General features: G+C 44.5%; 15 protein-coding genes, 2 tRNA genes, 3 rRNA genes and 1 pseudogene. 13 read left to right on the forward strand and 8 right to left on the reverse strand.

The features are described from left to right. The first annotated feature begins 136 nt into the window (after window positions 1-136). The 10 genes and pseudogenes from ACAM37_RS09155 (at window position 137) to ACAM37_RS09200 (ending at window position 13,021) form a co-directional block, all read left to right on the forward strand. Entirely contained in the window at window positions 137-910 is a 774-nt protein-coding gene (locus tag ACAM37_RS09155) for an ABC transporter ATP-binding protein (protein ID WP_369626055.1), read from the forward strand. 14 nt (window positions 911-924) lie between these two features. Next, the gene (locus ACAM37_RS09160; RefSeq protein ID WP_286190399.1) at window positions 925-1,854 is read left to right on the forward strand and encodes an ABC transporter substrate-binding protein; all 930 of its coding nucleotides are present in this window, start codon (window positions 925-927) and stop codon (window positions 1,852-1,854) included. Continuing rightward, window positions 1,847-3,922, forward strand: a complete 2,076-nt coding sequence (fhuB, locus tag ACAM37_RS09165) for a Fe(3+)-hydroxamate ABC transporter permease FhuB (protein ID WP_369626056.1) — start codon at window positions 1,847-1,849, stop codon at window positions 3,920-3,922. The genes ACAM37_RS09160 and fhuB overlap by 8 nt, the downstream gene beginning before the upstream one ends. Before the next feature lie 348 nt (window positions 3,923-4,270). Further along, window positions 4,271-4,501, forward strand: a pseudogene (locus ACAM37_RS09170) (TonB-dependent receptor plug domain-containing protein); the annotation flags it as partial. 944 nt (window positions 4,502-5,445) lie between these two features. Continuing rightward, window positions 5,446-6,273: a TonB-dependent receptor gene (locus ACAM37_RS09175; RefSeq protein WP_369626856.1), complete on the forward strand. Its 828-nt coding sequence runs from the start codon at window positions 5,446-5,448 to the stop codon at window positions 6,271-6,273. 95 nt (window positions 6,274-6,368) lie between these two features. Beyond that, a complete protein-coding gene (locus ACAM37_RS09180; RefSeq protein WP_369626057.1) occupies window positions 6,369-8,063 on the forward strand; it encodes a multidrug ABC transporter permease/ATP-binding protein in 1,695 nt (564 codons plus the stop codon). A gap of 269 nt (window positions 8,064-8,332) precedes the next feature. Beyond that, window positions 8,333-8,482 carry a hypothetical protein gene (locus ACAM37_RS09185; protein WP_369626058.1) on the forward strand — a complete coding sequence of 50 codons (150 nt, stop codon included), beginning with the start codon at window positions 8,333-8,335 and terminating at the stop codon, window positions 8,480-8,482. Continuing rightward, window positions 8,479-9,561, forward strand: a complete 1,083-nt coding sequence (locus ACAM37_RS09190; protein ID WP_369626059.1) for a TonB-dependent siderophore receptor — start codon at window positions 8,479-8,481, stop codon at window positions 9,559-9,561. The genes ACAM37_RS09185 and ACAM37_RS09190 overlap by 4 nt, the downstream gene beginning before the upstream one ends. 77 nt (window positions 9,562-9,638) lie before the next feature. Beyond that, the gene (locus ACAM37_RS09195) at window positions 9,639-10,733 is read left to right on the forward strand and encodes a siderophore-interacting protein (protein WP_369626060.1); all 1,095 of its coding nucleotides are present in this window, start codon (window positions 9,639-9,641) and stop codon (window positions 10,731-10,733) included. Between the two features lie 206 nt (window positions 10,734-10,939). Beyond that, complete coding sequence (locus ACAM37_RS09200; RefSeq protein WP_369626061.1) at window positions 10,940-13,021, forward strand: bifunctional 2',3'-cyclic-nucleotide 2'-phosphodiesterase/3'-nucleotidase; 2,082 nt, start codon at window positions 10,940-10,942, stop codon at window positions 13,019-13,021. 281 nt (window positions 13,022-13,302) lie between these two features. Here ACAM37_RS09200 and rrf read toward each other — a convergent pair. The 6 genes from rrf to map all read right to left on the reverse strand — a co-directional run bounded on the left by rrf (window position 13,303) and on the right by map (window position 19,844). After that, a 5S ribosomal RNA gene (gene rrf, locus ACAM37_RS09205) occupies window positions 13,303-13,416 on the reverse strand. A gap of 98 nt (window positions 13,417-13,514) precedes the next feature. Then, window positions 13,515-16,373: ribosomal RNA gene (locus tag ACAM37_RS09210) — 23S ribosomal RNA — on the reverse strand. Between the two features lie 398 nt (window positions 16,374-16,771). Continuing rightward, window positions 16,772-16,847, reverse strand: a tRNA-Ala gene (locus tag ACAM37_RS09215). Window positions 16,848-16,861: 14 nt separating this feature from the next. After that, window positions 16,862-16,938: transfer RNA gene (locus ACAM37_RS09220), tRNA-Ile, on the reverse strand. Between the two features lie 161 nt (window positions 16,939-17,099). Then, a 16S ribosomal RNA gene (locus tag ACAM37_RS09225) occupies window positions 17,100-18,631 on the reverse strand. The 16S, 23S and 5S rRNA genes sit together here with 2 tRNA genes alongside, the layout of an rRNA operon. Before the next feature lie 427 nt (window positions 18,632-19,058). Continuing rightward, entirely contained in the window at window positions 19,059-19,844 is a 786-nt protein-coding gene (gene map / locus ACAM37_RS09230) for a type I methionyl aminopeptidase (RefSeq protein WP_062332270.1), read from the reverse strand. Window positions 19,845-20,004: 160 nt separating this feature from the next. Here map and msrB point away from each other — a divergent pair, with 160 nt between their 5' ends. The 3 genes from msrB (at window position 20,005) to tsf (ending at window position 22,627) form a co-directional block, all read left to right on the forward strand. Next, a complete protein-coding gene (msrB, locus tag ACAM37_RS09235) occupies window positions 20,005-20,475 on the forward strand; it encodes a peptide-methionine (R)-S-oxide reductase MsrB (RefSeq protein WP_096489404.1) in 471 nt (156 codons plus the stop codon). A gap of 271 nt (window positions 20,476-20,746) precedes the next feature. Then, window positions 20,747-21,520, forward strand: a complete 774-nt coding sequence (rpsB, locus tag ACAM37_RS09240) for a 30S ribosomal protein S2 (RefSeq protein ID WP_050324911.1) — start codon at window positions 20,747-20,749, stop codon at window positions 21,518-21,520. Window positions 21,521-21,748: 228 nt separating this feature from the next. Continuing rightward, window positions 21,749-22,627: a translation elongation factor Ts gene (gene tsf / locus ACAM37_RS09245; RefSeq protein WP_050324910.1), complete on the forward strand. Its 879-nt coding sequence runs from the start codon at window positions 21,749-21,751 to the stop codon at window positions 22,625-22,627. Window positions 22,628-22,774: 147 nt separating this feature from the next. Here tsf and ACAM37_RS09250 read toward each other — a convergent pair whose 3' ends face one another. Continuing rightward, on the reverse strand, window positions 22,775-24,061 hold the full coding sequence (locus ACAM37_RS09250; RefSeq protein ID WP_369626062.1) for an O-acetylhomoserine aminocarboxypropyltransferase/cysteine synthase family protein: 1,287 nt from the start codon (window positions 24,059-24,061) through the stop codon (window positions 22,775-22,777). Window positions 24,062-24,706: 645 nt separating this feature from the next. Then, a complete protein-coding gene (glyS, locus tag ACAM37_RS09255) occupies window positions 24,707-26,809 on the reverse strand; it encodes a glycine--tRNA ligase subunit beta (protein ID WP_369626063.1) in 2,103 nt (700 codons plus the stop codon). Window positions 26,810-26,857 lie beyond the last annotated feature (48 nt).

Here is a 26,857-nt window from a genome sequence, read left to right on the forward strand (position 1 = left end):
ATCGCTGTATTATAGTGTGAATGAGAATCGTTATCAATATCTTAAATGATATTAATTCTTATTTATAAAAATTAATGATAATTATTATCATCAATGCTATGATTTGCTATTTTAAAACTTTGACCCGGGTCAACTCATGCTAACCACCCAATCGCTTACCGTCATGCGCCAACAAAAAACCCTCTTAAACAACATCAATGTTACCATTGAGAAGGGAAAAATCTATGCCTTAATTGGGCATAACGGTTCGGGTAAATCGACATTGATTAAAGCTTTGGCAGGGGAAACCACCCCCACTAGCGGACAGATTTTATTACAGGATTTTGCTGACAAATCAATCTTTGATTTACCGCCAAAAACCTTCGCCCAACAAGTCGCCTATTTACCGCAAAAATTGCCTGATGCCAGTCAATTTACCGTTGCCGAACTGGTGATGTTAGGGCGATACCCTTATCAAAAATGGCTACAAAAGCCTACACCACAAGACCATACTAAGGTGCGCGAAGCAATGTCGCTGACCCAAGTCATGCCGTTTGCCGAGCAATCAGTGGCAACGCTATCCGGAGGGGAGCGCGCTAGGGCGTGGCTTGCCATGTGTATCGCCCAAGATACGCCCTACTTGCTACTTGATGAACCACTTGCCCCGCTCGATATCGTCTATCAAGTTGAAATACTGCGTCTCATTCGTGATTTGGCACGGCAGAAAAACAAGGCAATTGTGATTATTATTCATGATATTAATCTTGCGGCACAGTTTTGTGATGAGTTCATTGCGTTAAAAAATGGCAAGCTTTGTCATGTAGGTGATATCGCCAGTACCATGCAACCGCAAGTGCTTGACCAGATTTTTGGTATCAATTTGCATTTATTAAGTCACCCAGTCACCGGAAATAAAGTGGCGGTGGTGTGATGAGGGCTTGTTGCTTGTTGATTGTTTGGTTTTTTTTGACAGCTTGCCAGCCTCAGCGGGATTTAAATCTTGAAGCGCCGCCCGCAGAGGCTCACAGCGTCAAAGTCATCACCCCTGATTGGGCGGTGGCTTCGACCCTCACCGCCCTAGACTATCCACCGATTGCCACAGGCGATACCAAAAGCTACCGTGAATGGGTGGGTACACCCTCGCTGCCAAGCGATATCATCGATATTGGCGAGCGATTCACCCCAAACTTTGAACGGCTTGCCCAACTCACCTCATCTTCTAACAATATTGTGATTATTGATAATGATTTTTATGCCCATCTAAGACCTGCTTACGGCAACACACCCCATAAGTCGGTGAGTTTTATGTCAAAAAACGCGGTAGCGACTTGGCAGGATTATGCTGAACCGACTCTTCAGCTGGGTGAAATTATTCATCAGCCGCAGCGCGCCCAGCAATTTTTAACCCAGTCAAAAAAACAGCTTGGCGAGCTTGGTGCGACATTTCGCCAAAAGTATCCCCACATCAAAAAAATTGCGGTGGTGCAGTTTGCCGATAGCAATAATTTGCGGATTTATACCAACAATAGCCTGTTTCGACCGACCTTTGAGGTGATGGGGTTAAATTTGATTACCCTTGAAGATCAGATGGGTAAAGGCAATCTTTGGGGATTTAATTCGCTGGCATTGAGTGATTTGGCAAAACTTGATGATGATACTTGTTTGGTAGTGGTTGAGCCGTTTAGTCCTATGCTACGTCAAGAATTAGCCAAAAATTTGCTGTGGCAGCGTCTAGGCTATGGCGCAACGGCTAACAATAGCCGCTGTATGGCAGTCTTACCGCCGATTTGGCTGTATGGCGGCGTGTCTTCTATGGTGGTATTTGGCGAGCGATTAAATCAGGCTCATTGGTTAGGGGGCAAGGCGAATGGGTAATAAAACTAGGCTACAACATAACCAGCGAGATAACCAGCGAATTACCAAACCCTTGAATGCCCCTGCCCTTTGGCTTTTTAGTGGCTTATTGTCGCTGGTTTTAATGACCACGGCTTTAGTCCTTAAAACCACTTGGCATGATTCATTGGGGTTATTATTTGCCCGTTCACAGTCGCTAACCTTAGCGCAAATGGTGGCGCAGTTACAAATTTTGCCGACTATGTTAGTGGCGATATTTGCCGGCGGATTACTGGGCGTAGTCAGTGTCTTGCTACAACAATTGGTCAAAAATACCCTTGCTTCAGATAGTACCCTTGCGGTAGGAACAGGGGCACAATTGGCTTTATTAATTGTGACGCTGTTTTTTCCCAGTTTTGGATTATATGGTAGCTTTTGGGTGGCGTTTGTTGGGACATTGCTGAGTATGGGCTTGGTGTTTGCAATTGCTGCCAACAGCCGTATGAATCCTGTGGTGCTCATTTTGGGTGGTTTGGTGGTCAATATTTTGTTTTCTGCTATTTCCTCACTGTTGATGATTTTTTTCTCAGAAAGGGTTATGGGGGTCATGGCATGGGAAAGCGGTAACTTAACCCAAACCAGTTGGCAAAATAGCCAGTTTTTTGTGCTAATAAGCCTAGTCCTGCCCGTCATCTTGTTGTTTTTGGTCAAACCTTTAACCATCATGAGCCTTGATGAACGCCAAGCCAAAGCCTTGGGAGTACCTGTGGCTGCCGTGCGTATGCTGGTAGTAACCCTTGTTGCAGTAGTCACGGCAAGCGTGGTAAGCCGCGTGGGCGTTTTAAGTTTTGTGGGCTTGGCTGCGGCAAGTGTCGTTAATGTAGTAGCGATTCGCCCGATTGGACAACGATTACTGGCAGGATTTGCCTTTGGGGCGATGTTGTTGTGGCTGACCAATAACATTGTGACGCTGCTGTCACCTTGGTTCAAACCATTACTTAATATAACGCTGCCTGTGGGGTCGGTCACAGGAATATTAGGTGCCGGGTTGATTATTTGGTTGGTCATTCGACAAAGTAAACAGCCGATGATTGCCGAACAAAGCCCTAGCCTGTTGGCCGGCAAACGCCGATATTTTGGTGGCGGTTTTTGGGCGGTTGCGGTAGGGTTGTTGCTGCTTGTGACGGTAGGTGTATTAGGTGTTTCCCCTGATGCGATGGGCAGTTTTGGGTGGCATGCCGAGGCAAGTTTTATCGAGAATTTTCGCCTGCCGCGTACGTTATCGGCAATGGCAACAGGTCTGATGCTGGCTACCGCAGGGGTGCTATTACAAAACTTGACGCGCAATCCGATGGCAAGTCCTGAAGTGATGGGCATCAGTTCAGGTGCGGCATTGGGGGTGGTATTGGTGTTCGTGCTTAGTCCAGTGATATCAGGCACACTGGGACTGGCAACCGATTCTGTTTGGGCATTGGGATTGCCGTTATTGGGCGGACTGTTAGGTGCGGGTTTGGTGTTACTGTTGGTTTTATGGCTTGCGCGTCGGCTATCCTCAAGCTATTTGTTGCTCGTGGGTGTGGCGATTTCTGCATTGATGGGTGGTATGTTAACTTTAATCAAACTGTCAGGCGACCCTCGCTTACAAGCGATGCTCAATTGGCTATCGGGTACAACGTATCATGCTTATCCTGTGACAGCGTGGGCATTGATGGTCATTGGTGCAGTGTTATTTTTGCTCAGTTTTTTGCTACTAAAGCCGCTTAGGGTGATTAGCCTAGATGAAACAATGGCTCGCAGTTTGGGCGTATCAGTAAAACGTAGCGAAATACTGATTTTTAGTCTTGTAGCAGTGTTAAGCACTGTTTCGACACTGGCGGTTGGACCGCTAAGCTTTATTGGATTGATGACGCCGCATTTAGCCAAGACACTTGGGGCAGTGCAGTTACCCCACCAATTAGCCTTGTCAGCGCTACTGGGCGCAGGACTGATGTTGATTGCTGATTGGGTGGGACGTTATGCGATTTTTCCTTATGAAATACCTGCTGGCACAATCGCTTCCATTGTAGGCGGTTTATATTTTTTATGGTTGATGAAAGGTATGAAAAATTAAAAACATAACTTCTTTGGTTACGCTATCATTACTTATTGTAAATAGAAATAATAATTGTTATCATTCGCAACAATGTTTTATCTATTGTCTTTTGAGTGATTGAATATGCGTTTATCCCTATTATCTTTAGCCGTTCGTTCAGCTTTGGCAGCGAGTACGATTGGCTTATTATCAACCGCGGCGATGGCAGAAGAAGCAAATACCACGGATGCTGCCACAGAAACCCTACTCGATGAAATCGTGGTGACTGCAAGTGCAGATGCGTCAAAAACTGGTTTGCCGCCCGCCTATCAAGGTGGGCAAGTCGCCACAGGTAGCCGTATCGGTATGTTGGGTAATAAATCGACCATGGAAACGCCTTTTTCGACCACCGCCTATACCAATGACTTTATTCTAAATAAACAAGCAGATTCTGTTGGCGATATCCTAAAAAAAGATTCAACAGTGCGTGTGGCTCGTGGCTTTGGTAACTTTCAAGAAGCTTATCTCATTCGCGGATTTGTCACCAACTCTGACGATACCATGATGAACGGCTTATACGGCATTATGCCTCGTCAATATATCGCAAGCGAGCTATTTGAGCGGGTCGAAGTACAACGTGGCGCTAGCACCTTCCTAAATGGCATGGCGCCTGGGGGTAGTAATAAAGGGGGCACAGTCAATTTGCTGCCAAAGCGTGCCACTCAAACGCCGATTCGTAAAGTCACTATCAGTAGCGAAAATGCCGAAAATGGTAAAATTGCCCTAGACGTGGGACAACGGTTTGGCGCAAATCAAGCCTACGGTGTGCGTGCCAATGTCGCCTATCAAGACGGCGGTACAGCAGTCGATGATGAAAAAGCCAAATTGGGTTTGGTCGGTTTGGGCTTAGATTATCGCCAAGATAACATGCGGTTATCGGCAGATTTGGGCTATCAAAATAACGAACTGCAAAAAACACGCACCAATGTCACCTTGTCAGGTTTGACCCGTGTACCCAATGCCGCTGATGCCAAAAGCAACTGGTCGCAACCGTGGAGTTATTCAAATGAAAAAGATGTGTTTGGCACATTACGGGCTGAATATGACCTTAGCCCAAATTTGACTGCGTATGGCGCGTATGGCTTTCGTCATGGCGAAGAAGAGAACTCGCTCGCTAACTTGACGGTCACCAATTTAAATGGCGATGGCACCACCTACCGCTTTGACAATGCCCGTGAGGATGACATTAACACAGGCGAAATCGGTATCCGTGGCAAACTGACCTCAGGCAAAATCAACCATAACTGGGTAGTGTCTGGCAATATCTATAAAGCACAGATAAAAGCACCTTATCAATTTGATTGGCAAAACACGCTGACGACCAATTTATATCACCCAACCTCGTACGCCAAACCCAGCTGGTCAGCGGCGGCGCTAGCAGGTGGCGATATCGACCATCCTACCAAGACAGGCGAAACCACGCTCACCAGTGTGGCATTGGCAGACACCCTAGCCTTTATGGATGATAAACTTCAAGTGACCTTGGGGCAAGACACCAAACCATTGAAGATGAAAGTTTTGACCCCACTACCCAAGCCAGTAATGGCAAATATAAAGAAAGTAAAACCACGCCTGCGTTTGCCCTATTATATCGCCCTAGCGATGAATGGTCGGTCTTTGCCAACTATATGCAAAGCCTCAGCAAAGGCGAAACTGCCCCATTCACCACCACCATTGATGGCGTAACAACTGAGCTGACCAATGCAGGTCAAGCCATGTCACCGTACGTCACCAAACAAAGCGAAATCGGCGTGAAATACGACCGCGGCGTTATCGGTGCAGGTCTCACCGCTTTTCAAACCAACAAGCCGCGTTATACTACCGTTGATACTACCTTTGAAGCACATGGCAAAAACCAACATAAAGGCGTTGAACTCAATGTATATGGACAACCCACCGCCAATATGCGAGTGCTAGGCGGCGTGACTTTCCTTGATACCGAGCAAAAAGACACCGGTAGCGATGCCACTGAAGGGAAGCAAGTTATCGGTGCGGCAAAAAACCTGTTGAATCTAGGGCTAGAATATGACTTACCACAAGTAGATGGCTTAACCTTAACAGGCGATGTCATTCATACCGGCAAACGTTACGCCAATGATGCCAACACCCTAAGAGTCGATGGCTATACCACTGTGGATTTGGGTGCAAGATATAAAACCCAACTTGCTGGTAAAGCAGTCACGCTCAAAGGGGTGATTGCTAACGTCACCGATAAAGACTACTGGTCATCGGTAGGCGGTTATGAAAATACCGCAGGTGACAACGGTGCAGGCTATCTTACCTTAGGTGAGCCACGCACATTGAAGCTGTCAGCGACCTTTGATTTTTAATTTTACCCATTGTTAACGTTTGCCATCGGATGAAGCTTGCTTTGTCCGATTTTTATTTGAGACTGCCTAAAAAATAAAAGCTAAACAGGAAAGACATGTTCCCCACTACCATGCCCCTTATGACCCTTATCTGGCAACAGCACCGCTTTGCCTTTATCAAAGTCATCTTGCTCAATCTGCTTAATGCCTTGGTGAATGTCGCTATTATCGCCTTTATTAACCGTTTTTTAATCGCAGCAGTCGGCACTGATAATCCCCTCTTAGGCAGTTGGCAGATATTAGCGGTATTTTTGGTAGCGATTATGGGTTTATTAGCGACAACGTTTATGTCACAGCTTGCCTTGACTAAGTTAGGGCATCGCTTTGTGTTTGAATTACGTTCGCAACTGATAAAACGTATCTTAGATACTTCAATCGCCCAAATCGAAAAAATCGGTAGTGCCAAGCTGTTAGCCAGCTTAACTACCGATGTGCAGTCGATTACTGTGGCGTTTGTACGCTTGCCTGAGCTGGTGCAAGGGGTAATTATCTGCACGGCGACCGCGGTTTATTTGGGGTTTTTATCTCTGCCAATGCTGCTTGTGGTCATGGGGTGTATTACGCTGACCATTTTTATCAGCAGTAAACTCGTTGGTCATGTGTATGCCCATTTAGCCACATTACGAGAAATCAATGATGCACTGTATCAAGATTATCAAGCGGTGATTGATGGACGAAAAGAACTTGCCTTAAATCGTGAACGTGCCAAACGTCTATTTACCAATGATTATCAACGCCACGCAAGCGACTATTTCAACCATATTGTCAAAGCAGATACTTTTCATTTATCAGCCGTAAGCTGGTCAAATATTATGATGTTTGCCGTAATTGGGGTGATTTATGCCCTAGCCAATATTTATCACTGGGTAGATACCGCCACCGCTACTACCTTTGCCCTCACGGTATTATTTATCCAGTCGCCTTTACTGATGGCGATTGGGGCATTTCCCACCGTGCAAACGGCTAAAGTTGCCTTGGAAAAAATACAATCATTACAGCTTGCCGACTATAGCCGCGATTTTGATACCCAAATTTTAACCCCAAATTGGCAAATCATTACTTTTAAAAATATAAATTATCACTATGACAATAGCGCAAATTTTGGCTTAAAGCATATCAACTTTACGTTAAAACGCGGCGAAGTGGTGTTCTTAATTGGCGCCAATGGTAGCGGAAAATCCACACTTGCCAAGCTCATCACAGGGTTATATCAGCCTAAATTTGCGGAAAATTCCGGTATTTTTATCGATAACCAGCCTGTCGCCTCAGAACATTACCCCCATTATCGCCAGTTATTTTCAGCGATTTATAGCGATTTTTATCTGTTTAACACTGTGATGGGAAGCGCGCAAAATACGCCCAATGCCGAGTTAATCGATAATTGGCTAGATATTTTAGCCATCAAAGAAAAAGTCAGCGTCACCGATAACCAACTTAGCGCCACCGAACTTTCGCAGGGGCAGCGCAAACGCCTTGCCATGCTGCTTGCTGTCGCCGAAGAAAAGTCTATTTTACTGCTTGATGAATGGGCTGCCGACCAAGACCCTGCCTATCGCCGTGTGTTTTATCACACTATTATTCCCATGTTGCAAAAAATGGGCAAAACGCTGTTTATTATCAGTCATGATGACAGCTATTTTGAAAAGGCGGATAGATTGTTGATGATGAAAAATGGCGAACTCAGCGAGCTGACCGGTTTGCAACGCGAAAAAGCCAGTCTAGATGCCATTACAGTGATTGGTGAGCATTAAGAATCTATATGACCTCCCCTAAAACCTCGTAAAAGCGGATTAAATATAATTGCAAATGAGAATAATTATTGTTATTATTTTCATTACTTTTAACATACTGTAAATTTCTGTAATTATTTATTAGGGCGGGGTCACTTATGCGTTTATCTTTTTTATCAGTAGCAATACGTGCTAGTTTAGCGGTGGGTATCAGCCATGTTTTTACCAGTCAAGTGTTGGCAGACGTTGCAGCCAATAGCGAATAAGCACCTGAAACCACATTAGATACCTTGGTCATTCGTAGTGATGCTTACCGCACCACCGCTACCAAAACCGCCCTTGACCCCGAAAAAACCCCCATGAGTTATTCTCGTATCGAGCAAGAGAAGGCTCAGACAGCAAGCTTATACGCACCGCCTACACGACCGATGAAAAAATGACCAACTGGGCAACCGATAACCAATTGGCTTATAGTCTGATTACTAATAATACCTCACATAATTTATTATTGGGTGTGGACTATCAAAAAACTGACAGCACCGCCAAGTACGCAGACGCCATGTACAATGGCGTACCCATCATCGATTTAAGCGATCCTGATTATGATTTATTTAATAAAACTGCCCTTAGTTTGACAGGCTATCAACAAACTGATGATATTGAGCAAAGTCAATTCGGCGTTTATCTACAAGATGAAATGCAATGGAACAAGCTCACTGTGGTCGCAGGGTTGCGCCATGATGACTATAAAAGCACCACCAAAACCACTGCCACAGGTAGCGATACAAAAACCACCGTCAACGAAGCCAACCAAACATCTGGGCGATTGTCAGCCCTGTATCAACTTGACAATAGGTTTGCCCCCTATGTCAGCTACGCTCAGTCATTTCAACCCGTGTTAGGCGTCAACTATATTACAGGTGAAGCATTTAAGCCCACCACCGCCAATCAAGTTGAAGTCGGCATAAAATACAGCTCAGCGGATAAAGCCACCAAAGCCACGCTGTCTGCCTACGATATCACGCGCAAAAATGACAAGGTCACTGCCATCGACTGGACCAAACAAACCCAAACAGGTGAAACCACATCAAAAGGTTTTGAAATTTCTGCCGATCATCGTTTCAATGATTGGTTAAATGTGGGTGTCGGCTATGGTTATGTCGATGCCGAAATCACCAAGGATGAGTTTAATCCGCAACTGGTCGGCAATACCCCGCAACAAATTGCCAAGCACAACGCCACACTGTGGGCAAGTATGAAACCCAACGCCAAAACCGCGGTGCAAGTGGGTGTGCGCCACATCGCTGGGATGCAGATTGATAGAGAAAACTCAGATACTTTGCCAAGCGTCACCTTGGTGGATTTGGCTGGTAATTATCAAATTAACCCCACGTTCGATGTGGGCTTAACGGTCAGTAACTTGTTTGACAAAACCTACGTGGGTAGTTGTTATGACCGCAATAATTGCTGGATGGGCGCAGAGCGACAAGCCAGTGTTAGCTTAACAGCGAAGTTTTAATCAGGTTCATAAATCTAAACAAAGGATTTGTTAACCCAAGTCCTTTCCTTATCGCCCTTTAACAAAAATTACATTCTATGCACCCAGAAAATCTGACTTTATTTGATGACCCCGAAATTGCCGACATCATCGATCACATCAACGAAGACCACGGCGATGATATGAAACACATGGCGTTAGGCTTGCTAAACTTAACCAAGGTTCAGCAAAAAACCTTGCAAAATGCGACCTTACGCCAAATCTATCAACAAGGCTTGCTGTTGGATTTGCAATTTGCGCAAAACGAGCCGCACTTAGACAATCAGCTTTTGGCATTTAATGAGCCGACCCAAACCCTTGAAAAATTTAACGACCAATATGTCGCCTTATTGCAGCGCAGTGACCGCAAACAAGGTAAAAAAACCATTGACATCAAGCAGCGTCAATTTTGTCTGCAAAGCGTTGAAGCGGTCAGCCACCATATGTATCGTTTGACAGTGCAAACAGATAGCGATTTATCCGATTTACCGGCAGGTTATGCGTTTTTGTTTGATGTCAAACTGCCCGACACCGACCTAAAAAAACACCCCCGCCCCTACCGCTATTATACGCTTCGCAAGGCATGGCAAACTGTGAATGAAAACGGTGAAACGCAAAACCTTGCTTGGATAGATATCTATTGTCATGGAGAAAAAAACGGCGAAATCAGTCTTGGCGAAACTTGGGTAAAATCGTTAAAAACAGGCGATGTTTTTACCAGTGAGCGAGAATTCCCCGAAAAAATCGACCATCTCGATGTTAATCAGCCACAGGGACAAAGTCTATTAATCGCTGATGAAACCTCACTACCGACCGTAGCCAGACTGTTAGAGCAGTCGCCAATGACCGAGCAGATAACACCGCCGATTGTACTTACCTTTTTGCAAAGCCCGCTAGATTTGGCTTATTTAGAAGACGTTTTAGCCCAGTATCCTGCAACGGTATTGCCAATTGTGGCGAATGATAACCAACTGCCTCATACGCAGATTTTTACGACCCTACAAGATTTTTTACAACAACATCCTCGCCAAATTGACCACATCTGGGGTGGTCTTGAAGCCACAACAACGAAAAAACTGCGTTCGCTATTGCACGAGTTATTACAGTTAGGTCGCGATAATAGCGTACTAAAAGTGTATTGGCGAGCAAGCTAAGGGTTATTCCAGAATTGGGCAGACTATCAAATGCGTCTTTGGGTGCGTGGTCATAACAATTGATTGTTTGCGGGGTCGCTTAAGACTAGGCAGCGGGCAGCGAATTTTATTAGCCCCTAGCTATTCATCATTTTGTCACGCAACCTTTCTATGATATTTCACAAATTTATCAACGCTCTTATTTGAGCCTAATTTAGTGAGCTATCATGAACTATAAGACCCATCATTATAAAAACCATCATTATAAGAATACGCAAATCAAGCGCATTTGCCTCACCACATCCATGATTGTAGCAAGCATGTCACTTGTTGCTTGTAATAACAATGATAATGATAGTAATGACCCTAAACCACAGCAAATCGCTACCAATACGAACCTTAACTTTACTATTCTTGAAACGTCAGATTTACATAATAATGTCATGAGTTATGATTATTACAAGTTGACAGAAGACAAAAGTTTTGGGCTTGAGCGAACCGCAACGCTTATCGATAACGCTCGTAGTGAATCTGCCAATAATATCTTGCTAGATAACGGTGATACCATTCAAGGTAGTGCTTTAGGTGACTATCAAGCAACGGTGAACCCTGTCAAATGCGACGAAACCTTGGGCATTTATAAGGTTATGAATGACCTAAAATACGATGCAGGTACGATTGGTAACCATGAATTTAACTATGGGTTGAACTATCTTAATCAAATTACAGGCAGTCAGTTTAACGTTGATGGCATAACCGCAAGTGCCAGTGCTTGTAAGGGACCAGACTTTCCCTTGGTTTTATCCAATGTCATTAGCGCTCGCAATAATCAGCCACTGTTTAAGCCTTATAAAATCATTACCAAAACCTTTACGGCAACCACACCAGAGGGTAAGACGGTTACCGTACCGCTAAAAATTGGTATCATTGGATTTACCACACCCGGTATTATGCAATGGGACAAAAAATGGCTAGACGGTAAAGTCACCACCGCAGGTGCGAAAGAAATGGCAGAAAAATACGTGCCACAAATGAAAAATGAAGGTGCAGATGTCATTGTCGCCTTGTCACATGGTGGTATTGATACCTCACCATACAGCCCAACGATGGAAAACGCCAGTTGGCATCTATCGCAAGTGGCAGGTATTGATGCGATTTTGATGGGACACACACATCAAGTGTTTCCTGATGCTAATAGCAAAGACACCCGCCTAGACCAGGCAGATATTGATAAAGTTCATGGCTTTTTAAACAACGTACCTGCTGTCATGCCAAGTTTTTGGGGCAAAGGGTTAGGGGTCATCAAATTGAATTTAACCTTTGATGGCAAAAAATGGGTCGTCAATAAAAACAATACCAAAGTGGAAGTGCGTACTATCCAAAATGCTGATAAAACTTTTGTCGCAGCCAACCCACGAGTGGCTCAATTAATTCAGGCAGAACATAATGCCACTATTAATTATGTCAAAACGCCAATCGGTACATCCGATTTCTCAATGACTTCTTACTTTGCTGATGTGGGTGATGTGTCAGCGATTCAAGTGGTCAACCAAGCCCAAGCCAATTATATCAGCGATTATATTAACGCCAATTTGCCACAATATAAAGATGTCCCTGTCTTATCAGTGAGTGCCCCATTTAAAAGCGGATTTGCAGGGGGTTCAGATTATACGGATGTCGCTCAAGGCAATATTGCTATTAACAATGCGGCTGATTTATACCTGTATCCAAATACCGTGTTTGCAGTAAAAATACAAGGCAGTGATATCAAAAAATGGCTAGAGAATTCTGCCAAACGCTTTAATCAAATAAACCCAAGCCTTACTACGCCACAAGCGTTAATCAGCACTTTTCCTGGGTATAACTTTGATATGTTTACCTCACCCGATGTGCAATATGAGATTGATGTGACTAAACCTGTCGGTAGCCGTATCCAAAACTTAACCTACAAAGGCAAGCCGATTGAAGAAAACGCACCATTTATCATCGCAACCAATAACTATCGTGCATCAGGTCTAAAGGAGTACTACAGCATTAATAGTACCAATGTAGTTGAATCACCGGATGCCAATCGTGATGTGCTGATTAACTACATCAAAGCGGCTAAGAATTTATCTTTAACCAATAATGGTAGCAGTCGTAGCTGGCGGTTTGTCAAAGTGAAAACAGCGGGTCCTGTAACCTTTAAATCGAGTGCAAACAAAATTGACTTTGCCCAAAAAGCAGGACTAACCAATATTAGCGTCGTAAATAATGACGACGGTTCAAATAAAGGCTTGGCAGATTATGCGATAGATTTATCAAAATAATCGCCAAAAAACTTGTATTTTATTTATTTTTAAAAGTGTGGTAGTTGCCACACTTTTTCTATTTTATCAAGCGTTCAAAGGTACATCGGACAAGCTTTGTAATGTCATCCATCTTAAGCTTATACCGGATTTTACGACACTTCTGTTTTGTTGTTTGGTTTGCATAAAGGTTGTGTCTCAGCATTTTAGGTTTCCGACAATACCCTATATCAAACGTCTTGAGAATTCCAAAGACCAACCCCCCCCCTTACATTAGTAAGGGGGGGTGGTTTGGAATAGGGAGCTGACGATGACCTACTCTCACATGGGCGAACCACACTACCATTGGCGCATTGGAGTTTCACTTCTGAGTTCGGGAAGGGATCAGGTGGGACCTCCAAGCTATTATCGTCAGCAAAGGGGGATAGAGAAATGAGTTGATTTAAAAGTAAAGTATGAGCTATATCAAGCGAGGTGATAATCGTTATTACCTACAAAGCCATTTAGGCGTTGTATAGTCAAGCCAAACGAGCAATTAGTATTGGTTAGCTACACATATCACTATGCTTCCACACCCAACCTATCAACGTCGTAGTCTACAACGGCTCTTTAGGGAAATCTAATCTTAAGGTGGGCTTCCCGCTTAGATGCTTTCAGCGGTTATCCCATCCGAACATAGCTACTCGGCAATGCGACTGGCGTCACAACCGAAACACCAGAGGTTCGTCCACTCTGGTCCTCTCGTACTAGGAGCAGATCCTCTCAAATTTCCAACGCCCACGGTAGATAGGGACCGAACTGTCTCACGACGTTCTAAACCCAGCTCGCGTACCTCTTTAAATGGCGAACAGCCATACCCTTGGGACCTGCTTCAGCCCCAGGATGAGATGAGCCGACATCGAGGTGCCAAACACCGCCGTCGATATGAACTCTTGGGCGGTATCAGCCTGTTATCCCCAGAGTACCTTTTATCCGTTGAGCGATGGCCCTTCCATACAGAACCACCGGATCACTAAGACCTACTTTCGTATCTGCTCGACTTGTGGGTCTCGCAGTTAAGCGCGCTTTTGCCTTTATACTCTTCGAACGATTTCCGACCGTTCTGAGCGCACCTTCGTACTCCTCCGTTACTCTTTAGGAGGAGACCGCCCCAGTCAAACTACCCACCATACATTGTCCTCAGCTCTGTTAAGCTTGAGTTAGAACCCCAACATTACCAGGGTGGTATTTCAAGGATGGCTCCACAGACACTGGCGTGCCTGCTTCAAAGCCTCCCACCTATCCTACACAGGTAAGGTCAAAGTTCAATGTAAAGCTGTAGTAAAGGTTCACGGGGTCTTTCCGTCTAGCCGCGGGTACACAGCATCTTCACTGCGATTTCGATTTCACTGAGTCTCTGCTGGAGACAGCGCCGCCATCATTATGCCATTCGTGCAGGTCGGAACTTACCCGACAAGGAATTTCGCTACCTTAGGACCGTTATAGTTACGGCCGCCGTTTACTGGGGCTTCGATCAAGAGCTTCGCTTACGCTAACCCCATCAATTAACCTTCCAGCACCGGGCAGGCATCACACCCTATACGTCCACTTTCGTGTTTGCAGAGTGCTGTGTTTTTAATAAACAGTTGCAGCGGCCTGGTATCTGCGACTGCCAATAGCTTTGTAGAGCATGTCTACTCACCATCGGCAGCGTACCTTCTCCCGAAGTTACGGTACCATTTTGCCTAGTTCCTTCAGCAGAGTTCTCTCAAGCGCCTTGGTATTCTCTACCTGACCACCTGTGTCGGTTTAGGGTACGATTTCTTTATGACTATCGCTTAGAAGCTTTTCCTGGAAGCAGGGTATTTGCCACTTCGCTGTACAAGTACAGCTTGCTATCAGATCTCATTAATAGTCTAGCGGATTTGCCTACTAAACCTAACTACATCCTTCCACTTGGACAACCATCGCCAAGCTGGCATAACCTTCTCCGTCCCTCCATCGCATCATAAACAAGTATCGGAATATTAACCGATTTCCCATCGACTACGCCTTTCGGCCTCGCCTTAGGGGTCGACTCACCCAGCCCCGATTAACGTTGGACTGGAACCCTTGGTCTTCCGGCGAACGGGCTTTTCACCCGTTTTGTCGTTACTCACGTCAGCATTCGCTCTTGTGATACCTCCAGCATGCTTTACAACACACCTTCACAGGCTTACACAATGCTCCCCTACCACTTAATTGAAACAATTAAATCCGCAGCTTCGGCTCCTAGTTTGAGCCCCGTTACATCTTCCGCGCAGGCCGACTCGACTAGTGAGCTATTACGCTTTCTTTAAAGGATGGCTGCTTCTAAGCCAACCTCCTAGCTGTCTGTGCCTTCCCACATCGTTTCCCACTTAACTAGGAATTTGGGGCCTTAGCTGGCGGTCTGGGTTGTTTCCCTCTTGACGACGGACGTTAGCACCCGCCGTCTGTCTCCCGGATATCACTCATCGGTATTCGGAGTTTGCATCGGTTTGGTAAGTCGGGATGACCCCCTAGCCGAAACAGTGCTCTACCCCCAATGGTGTTCGTCCGAGGCGCTACCTAAATAGCTTTCGGGGAGAACCAGCTATCACCGAGTTTGATTAGCCTTTCACCCCTATCCACAAGTCATCCCCTGGCTTTTCAACGACAGTGGGTTCGGTCCTCCGGTAACTGTTACGTCACTTTCAACCTGCTCATGGATAGATCACTCGGTTTCGGGTCTATACCCTGCAACTAGACGCCCTATTAAGACTCGGTTTCCCTACGGCTCCCCTATTCGGTTAACCTTGCTACAGAATATAAGTCGCTGACCCATTATACAAAAGGTACGCCGTCACGGAACATGTCCGCTCCGACTGCTTGTATGCACACGGTTTCAGGTTCTATTTCACTCCCCTCACAGGGGTTCTTTTCGCCTTTCCCTCACGGTACTGGTTCACTATCGGTCAGTCAGGAGTATTTAGCCTTGGAGGATGGTCCCCCCATCTTCAGACAGAATTTCTCGTGTTCCGCCCTACTTAATATGCTTCTTATAACCTTTCGAGTACGGGATTATCACCCTCTACGATTGACCTTTCCAAGTCATTCCTCTAAATTATAATCAGTCGGCTCCTCCCCGTTCGCTCGCCGCTACTAGGGGAATCTCTATTGATGTCTTTTCCTCGGGTTACTGAGATGTTTCACTTCTCCCGGTTTGCCTCGTAAATAAATTTACGATACCTGTCTTATGACAAGTGGGTTTCCCCATTCAGATATCGCCGGATCACAGGATATTGCCGCCTCCCCGACGCTTTTCGCAGGCTGTCACGTCTTTCATCGCCTCTGACTGCCAAGGCATCCACCATGTGCACTTCATTACTTGACTATACAACCCTAAATAGCTTCATTTGTTGCCAAATGAGTGACAGCCATTACTTGCTTTGCATCTCGAAATAATTCGAGATTTCAAGCAAGTGCTTACTGCACTTTTCTATTTGAGTTATATTCGTAATGGTAACGATCTTCACCTATGTTTACGCTTGATTCAGTTCTCTTTACTTTTAAGTAATCAGTTATTCCAATCATTTCTTTGGGTCTGATTGGCTGATTACTAAGGTTAATTATCTTCGTTGGAACTTGATAATTAACCCAGACTCATTTCTCTATGTTGTTATTGAATTATCAGACCCTCGTCAGGTCGTGATTTCTGATAAAACAGATTGAAGTAATCTCTTAATATGCTTACTAAATTACTTTGTCTGCTTTATTACGTTAAGCTAATTATGGTGGAGCCAAGGAGAGTCGAACTCCTGACCTCCTGCGTGCAAGGCAGGCGCTCTACCAACTGAGCTATGGCCCCATGTAACCGTTAGATGGTGGGTCTAATAAGACTTGAACTTATGACCCCTGCCTTATCAAGGCAGTGCTCTAACCAACTGAGCTATAGACCCCGAAAGCCGTTAAAGCAAAGCACCGCTTTGCTAGGCTTGAGCCGAAAATCCTTTAAATAGGATTTTCGCTAGTAACCTTGCAAAGTAATGTTTTATTTACTTGGCTTATTAGCTTACTACACAAGAACAACTTGCTGTGAATTCTCACTTAGTGCTTTAGTTAAGGAGGTGATCCAGCCGCAGGTTCCCCTACGGCTACCTTGTTACGACTTCACCCCAGTCATCGACCACACCGTGGTAAGCGCCCTCTTGCGTTAGGCTACCTACTTCTGGTGCAATAGACTCCCATGGTGTGACGGGCGGTGTGTACAAGGCCCGGGAACGTATTCACCGCAGCATTCTGATCTGCGATTACTAGCGATTCCGACTTCATGGAGTCGAGTTGCAGACTCCAATCCGGACTACGATAGGCTTTTTGAGATTAGCATCACATCGCTGTGTAGCAACCCTCTGTACCTACCATTGTAGCACGTGTGTAGCCCTGGTCGTAAGGGCCATGATGACTTGACGTCGTCCCCGCCTTCCTCCAGTTTGTCACTGGCAGTATCCTTAAAGTTCCCGGCTTAACCCGCTGGCAAATAAGGAAAAGGGTTGCGCTCGTTGCGGGACTTAACCCAACATCTCACGACACGAGCTGACGACAGCCATGCAGCACCTGTATGTGAATTCCCGAAGGCACTCCCGCATCTCTGCAGGATTCTCACTATGTCAAGACCAGGTAAGGTTCTTCGCGTTGCATCGAATTAAACCACATGCTCCACCGCTTGTGCGGGCCCCCGTCAATTCATTTGAGTTTTAACCTTGCGGCCGTACTCCCCAGGCGGTCTACTTATCGCGTTAACTGCGCCACTAAAGTCTCAAGGACCCCAACGGCTAGTAGACATCGTTTACGGCGTGGACTACCAGGGTATCTAATCCTGTTTGCTACCCACGCTTTCGAATCTCAGTGTCAATATTATGCCAGGAAGCTGCCTTCGCCATCGGTATTCCTCCAGATCTCTACGCATTTCACCGCTACACCTGGAATTCTACTTCCCTCTCACATATTCTAGCACCACCAGTATCACATGCAGTTCCCAGGTTAAGCCCGGGGATTTCACATGTGACTTAATGAGCCACCTACACTCGCTTTACGCCCAGTAATTCCGATTAACGCTCGCACCCTCTGTATTACCGCGGCTGCTGGCACAGAGTTAGCCGGTGCTTATTCTGCAGGTAACGTCTAATCTAATGGGTATTAACCATTAGCCTCTCCTCCCTGCTTAAAGTGCTTTACAACCAAAAGGCCTTCTTCACACACGCGGCATGGCTGGATCAGGGTTGCCCCCATTGTCCAATATTCCCCACTGCTGCCTCCCGTAGGAGTCCGGACCGTGTCTCAGTTCCGGTGTGACTGATCATCCTCTCAGACCAGTTACAGATCGTCGCCTTGGTAGGCCTTTACCCCACCAACTAGCTAATCTGATTTAGGCTCATCTAATAGCAAGAGCTTGCGCCCCCTTTCACCCGTAGGTCGTATGCGGTATTAATTCGAGTTTCCCCGAGCTATCCCCCACTACTAGGCAGATTCCTAAATGTTACTCACCCGTCCGCCACTAATCATATCTAGCAAGCTAGATAATCATCGTTCGACTTGCATGTGTTAAGCCTGCCGCCAGCGTTCAATCTGAGCCATGATCAAACTCTTCAGTTTAATCTTTCTATCTATTGTCATCGCTATGCAATGTCAATAGATTTAATTTGTTGACTCAATTATTTATACTGTCTTTGCTCAAATAAACTTACGAGTATCTTCACTCTGACAATACAATTAATAAAGTCTTAATTTTATCGACCTAAGTGAAAATCCACACAAGTTGTTCTTGTGTTTGTTGTTATTTAGTGTACCAAAGATATCGTCTATCATATGGTGAGCTTGATATTGTAATACGTTTTGTTTTACGCTGTCAAGCTTTATTTAATTCTTGCTAAGCTTCGTAATTTGTTTTACTTGTTTGTAAACTCTTCGTCGCTCAGTGGTGGCGTATTATACGTGAATCTAAATGGGTGTCAACAGGAAAATATAAATAATTTTAAATTAATTACTAACTTTCTTTTATATTAATGATTTTATTCATATTTTAACTGTTTAAAAAACTCAAATCTTCTTCTGGACGCTTGGTAAACACTTCACAGCCGTTTTCAGTGACCATCAGTGTGTGTTCCCATTGGGCGGACAATTTACGGTCTTTAGTAATTACCGTCCATTTATCGGGTAAGGTTTTGGTTTGCCATACACCTTGGTTAATCATTGGTTCAATGGTAAATGTCATGCCTGTCGTCAGTTGTAAACCGGTATTTTTTTTACCATAGTGCAGAATTTGTGGTTCATCATGGTATACGTCACTAATTCCATGTCCGCAATATTCTCTTACTACGCTAAAACGCTCGGGTTCAGCCACCGCTTGAATCGCTGCGCCAATATCGCCTACATAGGCGCCATTGCGAACAGCTTTCATCCCTGCATATAGTGCGTCTTGGGCAATTTTGCAGATACGCTGCGCCATGATAGATCCTTCACCGATAATCCACATTTTTGAAGTATCACCATGATAGCCATCTTTTATCACTGTGACATCAATATTGACGATATCGCCATCTTTTAGGATACGACTGTCATCGGGAATACCGTGACAAACCACATGGTTGATTGAAGTACAAAGCGTATGCTGGTAGCCATGATAGCCGACATTGGCGGGAATGGCTTTTTGGACATCAACAATATAGTCGTGGGCAAGCTTGTCTAATGCCCCTGTCGTTACACCTTCTTTGACATATTCATCTAACATCACTAAAACGTCGGCGGCTAATTTACCAGCGACGCGCATTTTTTCAACGGCTTCAGGGTTATTTAATAGTGTTTTCATACAATAATTATCTGATTTTGCAAAAATTTAAGAAGACGTATTATAGCCCTTTTCGCCTTGTTCACAAAACTACTATTTGTTTAAACAGTTGTTACTTGAATTTTGGATGGGTTGTAACTATTGTGATGTTCTACAATGACAACAAGGGTTAGGAACGTCTATGGCTAATTCAATTAATATCGATACACAGAAGTATGTAAGACCTTCTGAAGCTGAAATCAAGGCAAATTTGAATGATGAGCAATATTATGTGACACAGCAAAACGGCACTGAACGCCCTTTTAGCCATGAGTATGATCACCAATTTGAACGTGGTATCTATGTGGATATTGTCAGCGGTGAGCCGCTTTTTAGCTCATCAGATAAGTATGACTCAGGTTGTGGTTGGCCCGCCTTTAGCAAACCGATTGATACAGCAGTAATCAATGAATTGTTTGATGACAGTCACGGTATGCGACGTACTGAAGTACGCAGCCGTGTTGCTGATTCGCATTTAGGCCATGTGTTTAATGACGGTCTTCCTGAGCTTGGCGGCATGCGCTATTGCATCAATGGCGCATCGCTACGTTTTATCCCTGTAGATGAGATGGAACAAGAAGGTTATGGTGACTTAATCGGATTGGTTGAATAATTACCATCTGCATTTGCTAAAACATATAGCTTAACCATATAAAAATGTGTTAAAATAGCAGTTTGTCATTTTATCTTGAAATGGCAGATTGCTTTTTTTATTTACTAACATGACACACACATTGCTATTTTCAAGCTAACAAACTTGATAAGAGTTAAGCTGGGTGTTTGCAAATTTGATTAATTAAAATCCTGTAGATTTTGATGCGTGTTTGCAAATCGGCTTAATCGGTAATGTGGAGGCATAACCCAACTTTACTTAAGGAAATCTCATGGCGTCAGCTAATCCTACCCAAGTTTCAATGCGTGATCTTTTAGAAGCCGGTGCACACTTTGGTCACCAAACTCGTTTTTGGAATCCAAAAATGGGCAAATTTATTTTTGGTGCACGTAACAAAATTCACATCATCAACCTTGAGCACACCGTTAAAGCGATGAACGAAGCACTAAACTTCGTAAATCGTGAAGCAGCACGTGGCAACAAAGTACTATTTGTTGGTACTAAACGTGCAGCAAGCAACGTTATCAGCGAACAAGCCGCTCGCGCTGGTATGCCTTATGTTGACCATCGCTGGTTAGGTGGCATGTTAACCAACTGGAAAACCATCCGTCAGTCAATCACTCGTTTGAAAGAATACGAAAAACAAGCTGAAGATGGTACGTTTGCTAAGTTAACCAAACGTGAAGCGTTAGAGCGTACTCGCGAAATGGAAAAACTTGAGCGTGCCTTAGGCGGTATCAAAAACATGAACGGTCTACCTGATGCAATTTTTGTGGTTGACGTTGACCATGAAGCGATTGCAATCAAAGAAGCAAAAAACTTAGGTATCCCTGTTATTGGTATCGTTGATACAAACTCAAACCCAGATGACGTAGATTATGTCATTCCTGCCAATGACGATGCGATTCGTGCGGTAACGCTATACGTATCAGCGGTTGCAGATGCAATTATCGCTGGTAAAGAATACGCTAAAACTCAAGGCGGCAAAGCAGCAAATCAAGAAGAAGCAGTAACTGAAGCACCAGCAGAAGCTGCGGCAGAATAATGGTTACCGTAGTATCATAGCAGCGCATTGCTTAGGTTGTTATGATACTGTCATCAAAATTTTATAAACTAACTTTGATAGGTAAACACAAAATTGGTTTATAAAAATTCGAATTTGTAGCGTAATATTAAAGGGCAAAAATCACCCATTTTTGTCCTTTAATCTTCAAATTTTTAGACAATAAACAACCCAATTCTCATCTATAATGATAATCAATTGAGGTATCTCATGGCAGAAATTAGTGCAAAACTGGTAAAAGAATTACGTGACCGTACAGGTCTTGGTATGATGGAATGTAAAAAAGCCCTGCAAGAAGCAGACGGCGACATCGAAACCGCAATCGATAACCTGCGTAAATCAGGTCAAGCAAAAGCTGCTAAAAAAGCAGGTAACATTGCTGCTGATGGTGCTATCATTATCGCTCAAGAAGGTAACAAAGCCTTACTACTTGAAGTAAACTGTCAAACTGACTTCGTGGCAAAAGATGCTAACTTCACCGCATTTGCAAACAAAGTAGCTGAACTGGCGCTTGCTAACGATACCACTGATGTAGCGGCTATCTCTGCATTGCCGTATGGCGATGGTCAAACGGTTGAAGAAGCCCGTGTTGAGCTCGTACAAAAAATCGGCGAAAACATCCAAGTACGTCGTGCAGAAGTGATTGAAGGTGACAACCTAGCCTCTTACCGTCACGGTATCCGTATTGGTGTAGTGGTTTCTGTTGAAGGTGGCAATGCAGACACCGCAAAACACGTTGCCATGCAAGTTGCAGCATTCAACCCAATCGCCGTTGATGAAGCCAATGTACCTGCTGATACGCTAGCGCGTGAAAAAGACATCATCGAAGCGAAAGCAAAAGAATCTGGCAAACCAGACGCCGTGATTGAAAAAATGATTACCGGTGGTCTACAAAAGTACTTGAACGAAGTGACTTTGTTGAACCAACCTTACGTTATCGACAACGAGAAAAAAGTTGGCGATATATTAAAATCTGAAGGTATGACGGTTAAAGCATTCAAACGCTTAGAAGTGGGTGAAGGCATCGAGAAAAAACAAGAAAACTTCGCTGAAGAAGTGGCAGCAGCTCAAGCAGCAGCAGCTAAATAATAAGCGATAACCGCTAAGCGATTAACTTGTTAAAAATACCCCATTCATTTGGGGTATTTTTTTATCTAATTTTTTTATTTTTTAAATTCAAAAAGCGAGTTAAAGGTTCGCTTTTTTATGTGAAGCGATTATTTGTAGATGAAGCGATTAATTGGCTGCGGCTAACGCTTGCTCAAGGTCAGCTTTGATGTCGTCAATATGCTCAATACCAATGGATAAACGAATCATGTCTTCGCTGACACCTGCTTTTTGCAACTCTTCAGCATTTAACTGGCGGTGCGTGGTAGTAGCGGGGTGGCAAGCGAGTGACTTGGCATCACCGATATTGACCAGACGGGTAATTAATTGTAGCGCATCAATAAATTTCGCCCCTGCTTCACGGCCGCCTTTTAACCCAAAGGTTAAAATCGCTGATGGTTTGCCGCCAAAGTATGTTTGCGCAAGCTTATGCTCTGGATGGTCGGTTAATCCTGCGTACTTGACCCAAGCCACTTGTGGATGATGGTTTAAAAATTCTGCCACGGCTTGGGCATTTTGGCAATGTCGCTCCATACGCAAGGCTAGCGTCTCTAACCCAAGCATAATTTGCCAAGCGTTCATGGGGCTTAGTGCCGCACCGGTATTACGTAAGGGCGCAACGCGTGCACGTGCAATAAACGCCGCAGCACCCATGGCTTCGACAAAATTGACCCCATGATAGCTGGCATCTGGGGTATTTAAAATCGCAAAACGTTCTTTGTGAGCGCCCCAATCAAATTTACCACCATCGATAATCACCCCACCCACCGACGTGCCCGAACCACTCACATATTTGGTCAATGAATGAATCACAATATCAGCACCATGCTCAAATGGACGGCATAATGTTGGCGTGGCGACGGTGTTATCAATCACCACAGGTACGCCTTTACTATGAGCAAATTCGCTAATTTTTGCGATATCCAGCACGTTACCCAATGGATTACCGATACTTTCGCCAAATACCAATTTAGTACGTTCATCAATCAAATCAACCAAGGTCTCAGGTTTGGTATAATCAAAGAAACGCACTTCGATACCTTGACGTGGCAACGCATGGGCAAATAAGTTGTAAGTACCGCCATATAAAGTTGATACTGAGACGATGTTATCGCCTGCCTCACATAGGGTTTGGATGGTATAAGTAATCGCCGCCATCCCGGATGCCACTGTCAATGCGCCGATGCCGCCTTCTAACGCTGCCATACGGGCTTCAAGCACCGCGTTGGTTGGGTTCATGATACGGGTATAGATATTGCCGGCAACTTTCAGATCAAAAAGGTCAGCACCGTGTTGGGTGTTATCAAAGGCATACGAACTGGTGTGGTAGATAGGCACAGCGACAGCTTTGGTGGTCGGTTCTGGTTCATACCCTGCATGAATGGCGAGCGTTTCTGGGCGATGCGGTGGGCTCATACATATTCCTTTAATTTAGTTTAATTAGCAAAAAAATCTCTTTTGCATTGTAACGAGTTGCTAATCAGTTTTGCAAATTCGCAATAGAGCATTATTGGAACATTAATGGCATGTTTTGGAATATAGATTTATAGTGACTTGGCCTCTAAAAGTGCGCCATATATCCATTGATAACCACCAATGATAGACAAACAAACACAGCACCACTAAGCTTTGCGAATAGGCTTTATAAAAGAACCCGCTACCTTTTGGTAACCACCATGGAATGAAACAAGCCATCATTATTACGGGCTTTCACGTAATTACTCTAGACGAAGATAAATGAGAAAAAATAAATAATAGATAAAATCTCACCGTTAAATACCTAATCTAACAAAAGTGTTGAAGCTGGTCACACCAGAATAAACCCTAGAGAGCAATTCAGACGAAAATACCCTTAAAATAGTATCAAATACGCGTAAACTAGCCTGCCAATTTAGCAAAAACAAGCGTAAAAATATCTTTAGCTTGTAAAAAAACCCATAATGACCGTTGTCAGTATGGGTTTAACCAATGATATTAAAGCAGGGGTATTAAAGCAATAGTATCGAAGCCATATCATTAAAGCGTTAACTCGTGTCTAAATTAACTCGTATCTAAATTAGCTTATAGCTGTAACTCACTGATATCTGCAACCGTTAAAAATAACCCCCGCACTTTTTTTAGCAGCGCCAATCGATTGGCTTTGAGGTTAGCATCTTCACTATTCACCATCACCTGCTCAAAGAAGTCATCCAATGGCTGCTGCAGTGTCGCTAGAGATTGTAAAATCTGGGTGTAGTTGGCGTTGTCAGTGTGTTGATGCGGCTCAATACTTTGCGCTGCAGTTTGCACCGCTTGGTACAATGCTTTTTCGGCAGGTTCTTGTAAATAAGCCGTTTGTATTTGGCTTGCAATCTCACCCTCAGCCTTGGCTAAAATATTGGCAACACGTTTATTGGCCTCGGCAAGTTGTTTGGCGGGTGGCAAATCACGGAAAGCTTGGACGGCTTTGATACGATGGTCAAAATCCATTGGCACTTGCGGTTGTAGCGCCTGTACCGCCATAATTGTATCCACGCTCACGCCTTGGTCTTCATACATGGCACGGTAGCGTGAATTGATAAACTCCATCACTTGTTTAAAAGTTTTTGGTAAGTCATCAATTTTGCCTACATAACCCAATAAAGCTTGCTCAAGCAATACTACTAGATTTAGTGGCAGTTGTTTCTCAATCAAAATACGCAGTACCCCAATCGCCGCGCGGCGCAGACTAAACGGGTCTTTTGAACCCGTTGGCGCTTGGTCAATGCCAAAAATACCGACCAGCGTATCCAAACGGTCTGCTAATGCCAGTGCCGTTCCAATGTTGGTCGCCGGTAATTTATCACCGCTAAATTTTGGCAGATATTGCTCTTCGATTGCCGCCGCCACCGCTTCTGGCTCTTGGTTTAAACGCGCATAGTAAGTCCCTGCCACGCCTTGTAATTCTGGAAATTCACCCACCAAGGTACTGGCAAGGTCTGCTTTTGACAGCAAGCCTGCCCGTGCCGTTTGCTCAACGTCTTCGCCAATTTGGGTAGCAATAAAGGCAGCTAGCTTGGCAATACGCTCAGATTTTTCCCAAATTGTCCCTAACTTATCTTGGAATACGCGGGTTTTAAGATTTTCAGTCAGCGCAAACAATGGCTGTTTTTGGTCTTGTAAAAAGAAAAACTCAGCATCAGCAAGGCGTGGACGTACCACTTTTTCGTTACCGGCAATCACTTGCGCTTTATCTTTACTGTCGATGTTACTGATAAAGATAAAATAAGGCTGTAATTTACCTTGGCTGTCAGTCAAACAAAAATATTTTTGATCCGCCTGCATGGTGCTAATCAAGGCCTCTTGCGGCACTTGTAAAAATCGTGGCTCAAAGCTTGCGCGTAGCGCTACTGGATAATCGACCAGCGCAGTAACTTCATCAAGCAAATCTTGTGGTACGATAGCCGTCGCGCCTACTTCATCGGCAAGCTGTTGGACTTGCGTTTTAATCTGTTGTTGGCGTTTGTCAAAATCAGCGATAACGTGCGCCTCGGCAAGGTTTTGCTCATAGCTGTCCGCCGTGTCGATTTTCACCATATCTGGGTGATGAAAACGATGTCCAAGACTATAACGACCCAATTCAACGCCCTGCGACCCTGTCTCACCCGACGTTAATCCTTGAATCGTCGCTGGCAGTACTTGGTCGTCTTTGAGTAGCACCAACCATTTGACAGGGCGAACAAACTCAGAACGCTCTGCGCCACTGCGCATGCGTTTGGCAATCGGCAACTCATCTAAGGCTTTTTGAAAAATACTCGGCAGTAACTCAGCCACAGGCTGACCGATGACATTCATTTCATAGCCGATATAATCGCCTTTATCACCTTTGATGGTAATCAAATCCTTGACGTCAATACCCAAGCCTTGGGCAAACCCTTGTGCCGCTTTGGTTGGATTACCGTCCTTGTCATAGGCAGCTTTGACTGCAGGACCGCGTTTTTGTTCGATTTTATCGGGCTGTTTTTCACTAATTCCTTGAATCTGCAAGGCAAGGCGACGCGGGGCGGCAAAGCTTTTAATGGTATCAAAGCGAATATTGGCATCTGTTAGCGATTGGGTGACATGGTCGTTAAGTGCATCGCGCAATGTTTTTAGATTTTTTGGGGGCAATTCTTCGGTGCCAAGTTCAAATAAAATAGTAGACATGCTAAAGCCTTGTTGATTCAAATAGGGTAAATATAGGCGATTATAGCA

This window comes from Moraxella sp. K23, from assembly GCF_041154765.1.
Lineage (GTDB): Bacteria > Pseudomonadota > Gammaproteobacteria > Pseudomonadales > Moraxellaceae > Faucicola > Faucicola tetraodonis.

Bases quoted from the DNA above. Each gene is read 5' to 3' on its own strand.
- ACAM37_RS09195 (WP_369626060.1), top strand. From the start codon at position 9,639: ATGCACCCAGAAAATCTGACTTTATTTGATGACCCCGAAATTGCCGAC.
- glyS (WP_369626063.1), bottom strand. From the start codon at position 26,809: ATGTCTACTATTTTATTTGAACTTGGCACCGAAGAATTGCCCCCAAAA.
- ACAM37_RS09190 (WP_369626059.1), top strand. From the start codon at position 8,479: ATGACCAACTGGGCAACCGATAACCAATTGGCTTATAGTCTGATTACT.
- rpsB (WP_050324911.1), top strand. From the start codon at position 20,747: ATGGCGTCAGCTAATCCTACCCAAGTTTCAATGCGTGATCTTTTAGAA.
- fhuB (WP_369626056.1), top strand. From the start codon at position 1,847: ATGGGTAATAAAACTAGGCTACAACATAACCAGCGAGATAACCAGCGA.
- map (WP_062332270.1), bottom strand. From the start codon at position 19,844: ATGAAAACACTATTAAATAACCCTGAAGCCGTTGAAAAAATGCGCGTC.
- ACAM37_RS09180 (WP_369626057.1), top strand. From the start codon at position 6,369: ATGTTCCCCACTACCATGCCCCTTATGACCCTTATCTGGCAACAGCAC.
- ACAM37_RS09155 (WP_369626055.1), top strand. From the start codon at position 137: ATGCTAACCACCCAATCGCTTACCGTCATGCGCCAACAAAAAACCCTC.
- ACAM37_RS09200 (WP_369626061.1), top strand. From the start codon at position 10,940: ATGAACTATAAGACCCATCATTATAAAAACCATCATTATAAGAATACG.
- ACAM37_RS09250 (WP_369626062.1), bottom strand. From the start codon at position 24,061: ATGAGCCCACCGCATCGCCCAGAAACGCTCGCCATTCATGCAGGGTAT.
- msrB (WP_096489404.1), top strand. From the start codon at position 20,005: ATGGCTAATTCAATTAATATCGATACACAGAAGTATGTAAGACCTTCT.
- tsf (WP_050324910.1), top strand. From the start codon at position 21,749: ATGGCAGAAATTAGTGCAAAACTGGTAAAAGAATTACGTGACCGTACA.